This is a genomic window from Streptomyces sp. NPDC003034 (assembly GCF_053591375.1).
This window is the reverse complement of record NZ_JBSFTS010000003.1, coordinates 223,060-234,792: the sequence shown is the minus strand read 5'-3', so window position 1 is coordinate 234,792 and position 11,733 is coordinate 223,060. Positions and strand designations below refer to the sequence as shown.

10 protein-coding genes and 3 pseudogenes are annotated in these 11,733 nt (G+C 71.2%); 8 read left to right on the top strand and 5 right to left on the bottom strand.

What is annotated here, in order from left to right; translation table 11 throughout:
- Positions 1–76: 76 nt before the first annotated feature.
- Positions 77–670, bottom strand: coding sequence for a histidine phosphatase family protein (locus tag ACWDX7_RS05590; RefSeq protein ID WP_451488214.1), 594 nt, complete (start codon positions 668–670; stop codon positions 77–79).
- Positions 671–744: 74 nt separating this feature from the next.
- Between ACWDX7_RS05590 and ACWDX7_RS05585 the strand changes: the two genes are divergently transcribed.
- The 3 genes and pseudogenes from ACWDX7_RS05585 (at position 745) to ACWDX7_RS05575 (ending at position 3,202) form a co-directional block, all read left to right on the top strand.
- Positions 745–1,224 carry an Lrp/AsnC family transcriptional regulator gene (locus tag ACWDX7_RS05585; RefSeq protein WP_451488213.1) on the top strand — a complete coding sequence of 160 codons (480 nt, stop codon included), beginning with the start codon at positions 745–747 and terminating at the stop codon, positions 1,222–1,224.
- An 84-nt stretch (positions 1,225–1,308) separates the two neighbouring features.
- Positions 1,309–1,994 (top strand): annotated as a pseudogene (locus tag ACWDX7_RS05580) (HAD family hydrolase).
- A 92-nt stretch (positions 1,995–2,086) separates the two neighbouring features.
- Positions 2,087–3,202, top strand: coding sequence for an NAD(P)-binding domain-containing protein (locus ACWDX7_RS05575; RefSeq protein WP_451488398.1), 1,116 nt, complete (start codon positions 2,087–2,089; stop codon positions 3,200–3,202).
- 71 nt (positions 3,203–3,273) lie between these two features.
- Here the strand turns inward: ACWDX7_RS05575 and mltG are convergent, their stop codons facing one another.
- Complete coding sequence (mltG, locus tag ACWDX7_RS05570; protein ID WP_451488212.1) at positions 3,274–4,161, bottom strand: endolytic transglycosylase MltG; 888 nt, start codon at positions 4,159–4,161, stop codon at positions 3,274–3,276.
- Between the two features lie 220 nt (positions 4,162–4,381).
- A pseudogene (locus ACWDX7_RS05565) lies at positions 4,382–6,214 on the bottom strand (ABC transporter ATP-binding protein); the annotation flags it as partial.
- Between the two features lie 95 nt (positions 6,215–6,309).
- Between ACWDX7_RS05565 and ACWDX7_RS05560 the strand changes: the two are divergent.
- The gene (locus ACWDX7_RS05560; protein WP_451488211.1) at positions 6,310–6,762 is read left to right on the top strand and encodes a MarR family winged helix-turn-helix transcriptional regulator; all 453 of its coding nucleotides are present in this window, start codon (positions 6,310–6,312) and stop codon (positions 6,760–6,762) included.
- A gap of 40 nt (positions 6,763–6,802) precedes the next feature.
- Positions 6,803–7,130 (top strand): annotated as a pseudogene (locus ACWDX7_RS05555) (FAD-binding oxidoreductase); the annotation flags it as partial.
- Positions 7,131–7,238: 108 nt separating this feature from the next.
- Here the strand turns inward: ACWDX7_RS05555 and ACWDX7_RS05550 are convergent.
- Positions 7,239–7,607 (bottom strand): winged helix-turn-helix transcriptional regulator, encoded by a 369-nt coding sequence (locus ACWDX7_RS05550; RefSeq protein ID WP_451488210.1) that lies wholly within the window; start codon positions 7,605–7,607, stop codon positions 7,239–7,241.
- A 99-nt stretch (positions 7,608–7,706) separates the two neighbouring features.
- On the opposite strand from ACWDX7_RS05550, the gene ACWDX7_RS05545 reads away from it, so the two are divergent.
- Positions 7,707–8,333: an NADPH-dependent F420 reductase gene (locus ACWDX7_RS05545; protein ID WP_451488209.1), complete on the top strand. Its 627-nt coding sequence runs from the start codon at positions 7,707–7,709 to the stop codon at positions 8,331–8,333.
- Positions 8,334–8,920: 587 nt separating this feature from the next.
- Here ACWDX7_RS05545 and ACWDX7_RS05540 read toward each other — a convergent pair.
- Entirely contained in the window at positions 8,921–10,234 is a 1,314-nt protein-coding gene (locus ACWDX7_RS05540) for an MFS transporter (protein ID WP_451488208.1), read from the bottom strand.
- Positions 10,235–10,461: 227 nt separating this feature from the next.
- On the opposite strand from ACWDX7_RS05540, the gene ACWDX7_RS05535 reads away from it, so the two are divergent.
- Both ACWDX7_RS05535 and ACWDX7_RS05530 read left to right on the top strand, forming a co-directional pair.
- On the top strand, positions 10,462–10,779 hold the full coding sequence (locus ACWDX7_RS05535; protein WP_451488207.1) for a hypothetical protein: 318 nt from the start codon (positions 10,462–10,464) through the stop codon (positions 10,777–10,779).
- Between the two features lie 589 nt (positions 10,780–11,368).
- Complete coding sequence (locus ACWDX7_RS05530) at positions 11,369–11,704, top strand: hypothetical protein (protein ID WP_451488206.1); 336 nt, start codon at positions 11,369–11,371, stop codon at positions 11,702–11,704.
- The last annotated feature ends 29 nt before the right edge of the window (positions 11,705–11,733 follow it).

Sequence of the window (11,733 nt, the reverse complement as noted above, 5' to 3'; positions counted from 1 at the left end):
GGTGGTTTTTCCGCGGCCGGTGGGCCGCGGTCCGGTCTGTGGTCTCCGGTCTGGGTCGCGGGGGCTGACGGCGGCGTCAGGGGCGGGTGTTCCAGCCCGCGATCACCGGGAGGCCGTGTTCGGTGGAGAGTACGCTCACCGTGCCGGTGCGCAGGAGGAACAGCCGGCCGTCCTGCGGCGGCAGGCCCAGGTAGCGGGCGGTCAGGACCCGCAGGAGATGGCCGTGGGCGACCAGCACCACGTTCCCCACGTCCGCGCGGAGCGCCGGTAGCACGCGGGCCAGCACCCGGTCGGCGCGCCGGCCCACGTCGGCGGCGCTCTCGCCGGGATGCGCGGCATCGCCCGGCGGGACGCCGTCGGTCCACAGGGACCACTGCGGGCGGCTCCGGCGGATCTCCGCCGTGGTGACGCCCTCGTATCCGCCGTAGTCCCACTCGTACAGGTCCGGGTCCGCGACGCCGCCGGCCAGTCCGGCGCACTCGGCCGTCGTGACCGCCCGGCGCAGCGGGCTGGTCAGAACGAGGGCCGGGGGCCGGTCCCGGAAGTAGGGCGCCAGCGCCCGGGCCTCCTCGACGCCCCGCGCGGTCAGCGGCACATCGGTGCGGCCGGTGTGCCGCCCGTCCGCGCTCCACGCCGTCTCGCCGTGCCTCACCAGCAGCAGGTCACTCACTCTGCGGACCCTACGCGAAGGGGCCGCGGATGTGCGCTTCGGCCGGGTGACTGGGCCATTGGTACAGTCGCGGTATGGCGGTGGACGAGCTCGACACCAGAATCCTGCGCTTGCTGATCGAGCAGCCGCGTACCAGTGTCCGCGAGTACGCCAGGCTCCTCGGCGTCGCACGCGGCACCCTGCAGGCGCGGCTGGAACGCCTGGAGCGCACCGGAGTGATCACCGGCAGCGGGCCCGTGCTCTCCCCCGCCGCCCTGGGCCATCCCGTACTGGCCTTCGTCCACATCGAGGTCACGCAGGGTCACCTGGATGAGGTGGGCGACGCGCTGGCCGCCGTACCCGAGATCATCGAGGCCTTCTCGATCACCGGCGGCGGAGACCTGCTGACCCGCGTCGCGGCCAGGGACAACGCGCACCTGGAGGATGTGATCCAGCGCCTGATCCAGCTCCCCGGCGTGGTCCGCACCCGTACCGAGGTCGCCCTGCGGGAGCGGGTGGCCCACCGGCTGCTGCCGCTGGTCGAATCGGTGGGCCGGGCTGCCCGCACCGCCTGACAGGATGGTCCGGACAGGACGGACAGGACGGACAGGACGGACAGGCCACAGGCCTGGATACGACCGGCAGGACGGGCAGACCGGATGACCTCTGTCATATTCGATCTCGACGGCACCCTCGTGGACAGCGAGCCGAACTACTACGCGTCCGGCCGCCGCACGCTGGAGCGGCACGGCGTCACCGGTTTCACGTGGGAGGAGCACGCCCGCTTCATCGGTATCGGCACCCTGGAGACGCTGGAGATCCTCAAGGACCGGTACGGGATCGCCGCCCGGGTGGAACAGCTGCTCGCCGAGCAGAACGAGACCTATCTGGAACTGGCCCGGGCCGGGACCGAGGTCTTCCCGCAGATGCGGAAGCTGGTGGCACGGCTGCATGCCGAGGGCGTGCCGATGGCGGTGGCCTCCGGCTCCTCGCGCGAGGCCATCGACGCCGTGCTGGCCGGCACCGGACTGGACTCCCTGCTGACCACGGCGGTCTCCGCCGAGGAGGTCGCGCGCGGCAAGCCCGCCCCGGACGTCTTCCTGGAGGCCGCCCGCAGACTGGGGGCCGCGCCTGCGGACTGCGTCGTCTTCGAGGACGCAGCGCCGGGCGCGCGGGCCGCCCGGGCGGCCGGGATGGACTGCGTCGCGATCCCGTACGTGCCGGACACCGCGCACGACCCGGCCTTCGCCGCCGCCCGGCTGCTTTTTCGGGGCGGGCAGCGGGAGTCCGCGCGGAGGCGGCGCACGCGTGGCTGAGCTCGCGCCGGACCGCCGGTGCGCCGTGAGGGCTTGATCGAACGCTTCGTCCCGCTGGGCCCGCTGACCCTGGACCGCTGGTTCACGGGCCCGGCGGCCGGTGCGCGCCCCGTCCGGGAAGATCCCGCGGCGGGCGGGAGTTAGTAGAACCGTGAACGACATTGCGCGGGAAGCGGCGGACGTGGACGTGGTGGTCATCGGCGCCGGACAGGGCGGCCTGTCCAGCGCCTACCACCTGGCGCGTGCCGGGCTCGGTCACGTGGTGCTGGACCACTCCCCCGGGCCGGGCGGCGCCTGGCAGTTCCGCTGGCCCTCCCTGACCTACGGCAAGGTCCACGGGCTGCACGCCCTGCCCGGCATGCGGCTCACCGGCGCGGACCCGCTGCGGCCGTCGTCCGAGGTGATCGCGGAGTACTTCGCCGCCTACGAGAACCGCTTCGGCCTGCACGTACGGCGCCCCGTGGACGTCACGGCCGTACGCGAAGGCGGCGACGGCAGGCTCCGGGTGGAATCCTCGGACGGCGCCTGGTCCGCCCGGGCCCTGATCAACGCCACCGGCACCTGGGACCGGCCGTTCTGGCCGCGGTATCCGGGCCAGCGGACCTTCCGCGGCCGCCAGCTGCACACCGCGAACTACCCGGGGCCGCAGGAGTTCGCCGGCGCCCGGGTGATCGTGGTGGGCGGCGGCACCTCCGCCGTGCAGCACCTGCTGGAGATCTCCGAGGTGGCGGCCGAGACCACCTGGGTGACCCGTCGGCCCCCGGCCTTCCGCGACGGGAACTTCGGCGAGGCCGAGGGCCGGGAGGCGGTGGCGCTGGTGGAGGAGCGGGTGCGTCGGGGACTGCCGCCGCAAAGCGTGGTCAGCGTGACCGGCCTGCCGCTCAACGAGGCCGTCCGGGCGGGCCTGGATTCCGGGGTACTGGACCGCCGGCCGATGTTCGACCGGATCACCGCCACGGGCGCCGCCTGGGCGGACGGCCGGAGCGTGGACGCCGACGTCATCCTGTGGGCCACCGGATTCCGCGCGGCCGTCGACCACCTGGCCCCCCTGCACCTGCGCGAGCCGGGCGGCGGCATCCGGGTCGAGGGCACCAGGGCGGTCCGCGACGAGCGGATCCACCTCGTGGGCTACGGCCCCTCCGCGTCGACGATCGGCGCCAACCGGGCAGGCGGCGCCGCGGTCCGCGAGATCCGCCGCCTGCTGACACGCGAGCCGGCAGGGGCGTCCGCCGCCTGACGGACCGCGCTGGGGCGCGCCGTTCGGCTCTCGCCGGACCCGCTGCGCCCGGCAGATCCGAAAGACACGCCCTAACCGGCACGGGAGCCCGCGCCGGCCCGGACACCGGGGCTCGCGGCGGCCTTCGGGCCGGCCGCGGCGCGGAGCCGGTTGAACTCCGCCACGTGCTTCTTGTGCTCCTCGTACGTCGCCGAGAAGCGGGTGTCGCCCGGCTTCACCGTGACGAAGAACAGCCAGTCGCCGGGCGTCGGCGCCACCGCGGCCGCCATGGCCTCCAGCCCGGGGCTGTCGATGGGCGTGGGCGGCAGGCCTTGGCGCTCGTACGTGTTGAAGGGGCTGTCGATCCGCGTCTCGCTCAGCTTGGTGTCCACGCTGGTGCGGTTCAGCGCGTAGTTGATGGTGGAGTCCATCTGGAGCGGCATCGACCTCGCCAGCCGGTTGTGCACCACCCGTGCGACCTTGCCCATGTCCGCGGGGACCTCCACTTCTGCCTGGATGATGCTGGCCAGGGTGGCGGTCTGGTACGGGGTCATCCCGTGGGCTTTGCCGCCGTCCGCGACGGCCTTGGTGGCGAGCTTCTCGTTCGCCGTCCGCACCATGTACGCGAGCAGCGCGGCCGGGGTGGTCTTTGACGTCACCGGGTACGTCGCCGGGAAGAGGTATCCTTCCGGGTTCCCCTTCGCCTCCGCGGGCAGAACCAGCCCGGCGGTGGCCACCGCCGCTTTGGTGGAGCCGGCCGGGAGCTTCAGTTCGCGGTCGACGGCCGCGTAGACCTGCGGGGCCCGCCAGCCCTCGGGGATCGTCAACTGGCGCGGCTTCTCGGGCGTCTCTTCGGCCCGCAGCAGCGGGATCAGCGCTGCGGCCCCGATCATGGCGAGCAGCGTGCCGAGGAAGAGCGCGAAGCGGCCCCGGCGGGTGAGCCGGGCACGGCGCTGTGGCGGCCGGTACTCATGACGCATGCGGCAACGCTAACCCTCAAACCGTCACATTTCAGCCATCCCTTCCGGCGTGCCGGTCATACGATCACACTTTCACGGGGGCCGGCTGGGCCCCCTGCACACCCTTACCCCGTGGGCTGCCCGTGCCGCCCTTGTCGTCCTGGCCGTTCCCGCCCCCCTGGCCGTCCTTGGCCGCCTGGCCGTCCTCGCCGTCCTCGCGGTCCGGACCCTGGAGCGCCGTCCGGGCCGCCTCCGGCGTCAGCGCGGCGTCCCGGTCCCGGCGGACCAGGGCGGCGTACCGCCCCTCCGCCTGAAGCAGCTCCTCGTGCGTCCCGCGCTCGGCTATGCGGCCCGCGTCCAGGACCACGATCTGGTCCGCATCGCGGACGGTGGAGAGGCGGTGCGCGATGGTGATGGTGGTGCGGCCCGCGGACAGGTGGTCGATGGCCTGCTGCACCGCGTGCTCGGTACGGGTGTCGAGTGCGCTGGTCGCCTCGTCGAGGATCAGCACCGGCGGATCCCGCAGGATCGTCCGGGCGATCGCCAGGCGCTGCTTCTCACCGCCGGAGAACCGGTAGCCGCGCTCGCCCACCAGGGTGTCGTACCCGTCGGGCAGGGACTCGATGTGGTCGTGGATCTGGGCCGCGCGGGCCGCCTCGACGATCTCCTCGTCGGTGGCCTCCGGTTTGGCGAAGCGCAGATTGTCCGCCACCGAGGCGTGGAAGAGGTAGGTCTCCTGGGAGACCACGCCTATGGAGCGGGCCAGCGAGTCGAAGTCGAGGTCGCGCACGTCCACCCCGTCGAGGGTCACCCGGCCGCCCGTCACGTCGTAGAGCCGGGGCACCAGGTAGCTGAGCGTGCTCTTGCCGGAGCCGGTCGCCCCGACCACGGCGAGGGAGCCGCCGGCCGGGACGGTGATGTCGATGCCCGACAGGATCGGGCCGTTCTTGGTGTCGTACGCGAAGTCCACGTCCTCCAGCCGGATCTCCCCCTTCGCCCGGTCCAGGCGCACCGCGTCCTCGCGCTCGGTGATGTCCACCGGCAGGTCGAGGTACTCGAAGATGCGGGCGAACAGCGCCAGTGAGGTCTGCATCTGCACGCCGGTCGACAGCAGGCTCACGGCGGGCCGGAAGAGGCCCTGCTGGAGGGTGACGAAGGCGACGAGGGTGCCGATGGAGAGGGCGGGGGCTCCCGACCGCATGGCCAGGCCGGCGGCCCAGTAGATGAGTGCGGGCATGGCGGCCATGACGATGCCGATGGTCGACATCCGCCAGCGCCCGGCCATGCTGGAGCGCACTTCGAGCCCGACCAGCTTCTCCGACTCCTCGGAGAAGGCCCGGGTCAGTGAGTCGGACCGGCCCATGGTGCGGCCGAGCAGGATGCCGCTCACCGACAGGGACTCGGTGACGGTCGCGGCCATGGCGGCCATCTGCTTCTGCCGCTGCGTGGTGATCTTCTTGCGCTCCCGGCCGACCCGTCTGCTGATCCACACGAAGACGGGCAGCAGGAGCAGTGAGACGAGGGTCAGCCGCCAGTCGAGCGCGAGCATCGCAACGACGGAGGCGATGACGGCCGTGAGGTTGGAGACGAGCGAGGTGGCGGTGGAGGTGACGGTGGCCTGCATGCCGCCGATGTCATTGGCGATGCGGGACTGCACCTCGCCGGTGCGCGTCCGGGTGAAGAAGGCCAGCGGCATCCGCTGGAGCTGCGCGTAGACGGCGGCGCGCAGGTCGTGCATGACGCGCTGGCCGACCGTGGTGGAGATCAGGGTCTGGAGCACGCCGAAGACGCTGGTGACGACGGCGGTGAGGATCATGCCGAGCGCGAGCAGGCTGAGCAGTCCGGTACGGCCCTGCGGGATCGCGACGTCGAGGATCTCCTTGAGCAGGAAGGGCGAGGCGACGCCGACCAGCGAGGAGGCGCCGACCAGCACGCCGACGACGGCGAGCCGGCCGCGGTAGGGCCGGAAGAGACCGACGATGCGGCGCAGTTCGCGCGGCTGCTCCGCCGGGTCGGGGCGGCTGGGGTCCAGAGGACGCTTCGGAGGCGTCCACTCCGGTTCGTCGCGACGCATGGGCACCCTCCGAAGGGTCGTCGGTCAAGTCCATTGGAGCATAGGTCATTGTTACCTATGCTCACAATGAACGGGGTCCTGATATCGTTCCCGTCATGAGCACCGCCTCCGACACCGACCGGCTCCTCGCCGAGCAGCTGCTCCGCCTGACGCGCAGGCTCCACCGGATCCAGAAGCGCCACATGGAACCCCTCGGGATCACTCCTGCCCAGAGTCGGCTGCTGCGCCTGGTCTCGCACTACGAGGGCGCTCAGCCGCCGCGGATGGCGGACCTCGCCGCCCGCCTAGAGGTCGTTCCCCGGGCGGTGACCACCCTGGTGGACGGCCTGGAGGCGGCCGGCTGCGTGCGCCGCGCGCCCGACCCCGCCAGCCGGCGCGTCGTCCGGATCGAGCTCACCGACACCGGCCGCGCCACGCTGCGCCGCCTGCGCAACGCGCGGACCGACGCCGCGGAGGAGATCCTGGCTCCCTTGACCGCCGACCAGCGCGAGGTGCTCGGCGGCCTGCTGAACGCTCTGGCGGACGCCCCGGCGGAGCGCCGCTGCTGACACGGCCCCGCGCGGGCCGCGAGGAGGCGAGGGGTCGCCCATGCCGCTGCTGGAACCCGAAGCGCGGGGCCCTGCGCCCGCGCGGCATCCGCGGCCCGGCCCCCGACCGCGTACGGGAGCACCGTGCCGCCGGCACACCGGAGCGGCTGCGCGCCCAGCTGACCGAGCTGCTCGGCGCCGACAAGGTGCTGTGGAAGATCTCCGACCTGGTCCGCTACGCCTCCGATGCCTCGCCCTACCGCTTCGTGCCCCGGGTCGTCGTGATCGCCGAGGACATCGACGACATCTCAGCGGTCCTCTCCTACGCCCGCGGCAAGCACCGCGATGTCGTCTTCCGCGCCGCCGGGACCTCGCTCAACGGGCAGGCCGGGGCTGCGGCATGGCGGACGGCCGATCGGAGAAGTGGCTCACGACGGTCGCAGCCTGCCGCGACCGGTGCCGGGACGATCCGGCAGGATGGCCGCATGCCCACACGCCTACGCCGTGGCTGACGCCTCGTCGGCGCGGTCCTGGGCCTCTAGGACGCGATGGCCGTGTTCCGCCGACCACGCGCCCATCGCGCGGATCGGGACCATGAAGCTGTGGCCCAGCTCGGTCAGTTCGTACTCAACGCGCGGGGGCGCCTCCGCGTAGGCCCGCCGCGTGACGAGCCCGTCGTACTCCAGGCGGCGCAGCGTCTCGTTGAGTACCTTGGCGCTGATCCCGCCGATGGCCGCGCGCAGTCGCCCGGGCCTCATCGGGCCGTCCACAAGCGCGAACACGACCACGCTGTTCCACCGATTGGTCAACAGGTCGAAGCCCACACGCGCCCGACAGTCCGCCAGATACTCGCCGTTGCTCCCCATCACTCCCCCAATCATGGTCCCCCGGCGGGAACCGAACGGTTCCTTTCGGACGGCCTAGATTCACTGCAACGAACCGGCAGGTGAAGCAAAGGAGATCGTATGCGGATCGGAATTATGGGTGCGGGCGCCATGGCCGAGGCCCTCGGCGCGGGCTGGGCGAAGGCCGGGCACGACATTGTGGTCGGAGCGCGCGACGCGGACAAGGCGACGGATCTCGCTGCCCGGCTCGGGGCCCGCGCGGGCACTTTCGCCGAGGCCGCCGCACACGGGGACGCAGTGCTCGCCGCGCTTCCGCACACCGCGATGCTCGACGTGGTCGCGCCGCTGGCCGACGCGCTCGCGGGGCGGGCCGTGATCGACTGCTCGAACCCGATCGTGCCAGGGCCGGGCGGGCTCATGCTCACCACCGCCGACGGCCCGTCCGCGGCCCACCGGATCGCGGACGCGGCGCCAGACGCGCACGTGATCAAGGCGTTCAACGTGTGTGCCGCCGAGGTGTGGGCCCGGTACCCGGACGGCCTGGCGGTACCGCTGTGCGGGGAAGACGCCGGCGCCCTGGATCTGGTACGCGCGCTGGTGACGGACTTGGGCGCGATCCCAATGGACGCGGGCGGCCTGGATCGGGCCGGTTACGTGGAAGCCACCGCCGCGTTCGTTATCGGGGTGTGGTTCGCGGGGGGCGACCCGCGTACGGTGCTGCCGCTCGTGGAGCACGCGCGGGGCTGATCGGGGTCAGGCTCCGTTGGCGGGAACACCAGGCGCAACCAGCGGCTTGAGCCCGGGTCGGCAGCCCCCGCCTGCCTAGAAGCCCTGGAGTGCGCCTGCGAGCTCTGCCCCACCACCACCGACCTCCAACCGGCACCCCGCACAAGCCCTGTCCCTACGTCAACCCTCGAAGGACTTCCGGAGCCGACCACTTAGTTGGCCCGTCGGTCAGCTTGAGTCGTACCAGTGGGTAAAGGGGCGGTCGGGGCAGGACCGGCACTCGAAAACGTACACCGAGCCCGCGCTGCCCACGTCGAGGCCGGAACTCTGCCCGCTCGACGGTGTGCCCTGCCTCGGGTGCAGACGGACGGTGTCCCGAGCCCATGCCGCTAGGCCGGGTACGAGTCCCACCACGTCGACCCGGGCGCGAGGGTGTCTGCCGTGTCGCTCCACCTGCTGCGGTACTCGAATCCATCACCTGATCATCCACAGGGCGAACCCTGCCGGACACTGCTGACAGTCCCTGATCAGGCGACCCGGGACCCGGAGCCGGAGTCGGACCCGGAGTCGGCCTCCTGCCCCCGCCTGACGAGGGCGTTGGCGACGGCTCAACGGGCGAACGGCCTGGCGGCGCAGTCTTCGGACTCCGTGCCGTCCCCGGAGTCCGGGATGTCCTGCGGGCCCGCCGGCTCAGGCGATTTAATCGTGCTCAGGTCCCGGGCCTCGCTGTCGAACATGAGCCGGATCCCGACGAGCAGCACAGGGACTGCCGCCATGGCGAACCCCCACCGGAGGTCCCCGGTGACGAGCAGACCCATGAGCGCCATGGAGACGGGCTCCAGCACGACGCGCGGCAGGCTCATCAGGCTGCTGACCCGCCCCAGGACGTCCCCGGGCGTCCTGGTCTGGATGAAGGTGGGCAGGGCGACATCGCTGGAGTACGCCACCCCGATGCCGAGCAGTGCAAGGATCGCCGCGGCCAGCCACACGCTGGGCATGAAGCCCAGGAGCACGAACGCCACGCCCTCGCAGAACGTCATGCCGATGATGAGCAGGCCCCAGCGGCGGGGCAAGCCGGTGAAGACCGCACCGACGGAACCGGCCAGCTGGCCGAACCCCCAGGCGGAGAGCAGCACGCCGAGTGCCACCGCACTCTGGGGGAAGGTCTGCGAAAGAGCAGGCAGGCCGATCGCGAAGACTCCGCTGTAGCTCAGGGCGGAGGCACCGATGATCATGAGTACCGTGCGCACCTCACGGCTCCGGCGTGCGTAGCGCAACCCCACCGCGATCTCCCTGCCGATCGCCGCAACGGACTTCGACTTCTCCTCCAGGGAGGGTCCCTTCCTCGGCGCTGCCAGCACGGTCACCGCCGCCACGAAGAAGGTGGCCGAGTTGAGCAGGACAGCCGCAGGGGTGCTCACGTACACCACCAGAACGCCGCCGACCATCGGCCCGGCCATCCGCGCACCCTGTTCACCGAATCCCACCAGAGCGTTCGCCCGGGGAAGGTGCTCGATGGGGAGCAGCGAGGGCAGAATACTGTCACCCGCCGGCCAGAAGAAGGCCTCGGCCACACCGACGATTCCCCCCAGGACGTAGAGGTGCCACGGTTGTATGTCGTCCATCAGGGCGAGCAGTCCGAGCACCCCGACCGCGGTACCCCTGACCAGGTGCGAGCACATCATCACCGTGCGGGGTGACAGCCGGTCAGTGACCGCCCCGCCGATGAGGAGCAGCAGCCCACGGGGAACGGCCTGCAGGAGCAGTACCGTTGCGAGCGCGCCCGCCGAGCCCGTCTCCTGGAACACGATCCAGATGAACACGACTTCGAAGCTGTAGTCGCCGAGCATGGACAGCGTCTCGCCCGACCACACGGTGCGGAACGATGTGAAGCGCAGGGGCTGCCGAACTTGATCCAGCATCTTCCATCTCTCTCTGTGCGGTGAGCAGGACTCACACGGAGGGTCGTTACGCGTACTGCGGCCCGAACGTGTCCTGTATCTCGGCGATGACGGCCTGCAGGACCGCATGGTCCGGAGCCTGAGGTGCTCTGTGGTTGGTGGATCCGCTTCAACTGGTCGGATCTGCCCGACACCACCCGGCTCCGGACGCCACCGGACCTACCGCCCGGCTGCCTCCAGGAGACGGGATGGCACTACCGGCCGTTCCTGCCTCCGACCAGATCTTCACCGTGAACCGTTCCGGCGAGTTCGGCTTCACGACGGAACTCAAGTCGATGCGGCCCCCTGGGGGTTACGGCTATACGTACAAGTGGTCCGAAGAGAGCATCGAACAGTTCGCAGGAAGCCTGAGCCCCTCCGAGATCATCGCCTTCCGGGCACTACCGGGCAACGATGTTCTGACCTTCCCGATGACCGACCACGTCGATCCTTACGCGTACGTGCCGTACGTCGGAGCCGTAGCCGTAGCCGTAGCCGAGTGCGCAGCGGCCCACTTCCACCCCTGATCCCCAGTCAGCGCTAGTAGGCTCCGCACGCGGCCGGGGCCGCAAAAAGGGGCCCCGGACGGCGAGCCTGATCACCATGTCCTCGGATGCTCCCGAGGCGACCAGTCCGCGGCGTTCAGCTCAGCCCAGATCAGCCATGTGGCCCCGTGCACGTCCTGGGACCGCCATAGAGGCTGAACTCGCCTCGAAACCCGCCCGAGGCGTCATCAGGGAGGCCACCCCGGCCTGCCGCCCCTCCTGCCCAAAACAACGTCAGCCGTTCGCGGGCCACTGGCCGTGCGGCTGCGGTGGCCGACCTCGCGACGCTCTCCCAGCCTCAGGCCAACGCGCACTCCGCGTACCGAGCCGACAGATCCCGCACCCCGCATCCGTCCCGACGACCGGCAGATCCCTGCCCGGCCCTGGCGGTGCGGTCGTCCAACAGAGAAGGCCACTGGTGGCCGGCGAGTGGTCCCGACGAGGTGAGGTCGCGTGCTGCGCCGACCGCCCGCACGCCCGTCCGTCGCGTGTTCCGGGCAACTCCGATGATTGCGTCGATCAAGGTCTCGGCATCCATCTAGCTGGTCGGCAGCTACGAGAGAATGCCGCTATGGACCGAAAGATCAAGAAGGAATACGAGAAGACCAAGCGGGTTCTCGCCGAGAGGGAGCAGGCTGCGCATGATGCCAGCGGCAGCCTCTACACCATCACGCTCGACGCACCGCCTCATCCACACACCGCCGTCGGCATGGCCGTCGGAGCGGCGAGGCCGACTCCGATGGAAGCGGTGGTAAGCATGCAGCAGTACGCGCGTGCGCTCGGCGCCGATGGTGTGCTCGGTGTGGCGATATGCACTGATCCCGGAGGGGTCGGGATAGGGAGCTCGGAACTTACTCCGCGGTTCGTGGCGTATGGAACCGCCGTGCAATGGGCTCAGTCGGAGTGACCGGGGAAGTCCCGGTGCCAACGACGGAC

Excerpts from the sequence above, each read along its gene's own strand:
- ACWDX7_RS05535 (WP_451488207.1), top strand. The coding sequence starts at position 10,462 with ATGGCACTACCGGCCGTTCCTGCCTCCGACCAGATCTTCACCGTGAAC.
- mltG (WP_451488212.1), bottom strand. The coding sequence starts at position 4,161 with ATGCGTCATGAGTACCGGCCGCCACAGCGCCGTGCCCGGCTCACCCGC.
- ACWDX7_RS05540 (WP_451488208.1), bottom strand. The coding sequence starts at position 10,234 with ATGCTGGATCAAGTTCGGCAGCCCCTGCGCTTCACATCGTTCCGCACC.
- ACWDX7_RS05560 (WP_451488211.1), top strand. The coding sequence starts at position 6,310 with ATGAGCACCGCCTCCGACACCGACCGGCTCCTCGCCGAGCAGCTGCTC.
- ACWDX7_RS05585 (WP_451488213.1), top strand. The coding sequence starts at position 745 with ATGGCGGTGGACGAGCTCGACACCAGAATCCTGCGCTTGCTGATCGAG.
- ACWDX7_RS05550 (WP_451488210.1), bottom strand. The coding sequence starts at position 7,607 with ATGGGGAGCAACGGCGAGTATCTGGCGGACTGTCGGGCGCGTGTGGGC.
- ACWDX7_RS05545 (WP_451488209.1), top strand. The coding sequence starts at position 7,707 with ATGCGGATCGGAATTATGGGTGCGGGCGCCATGGCCGAGGCCCTCGGC.
- ACWDX7_RS05530 (WP_451488206.1), top strand. The coding sequence starts at position 11,369 with ATGGACCGAAAGATCAAGAAGGAATACGAGAAGACCAAGCGGGTTCTC.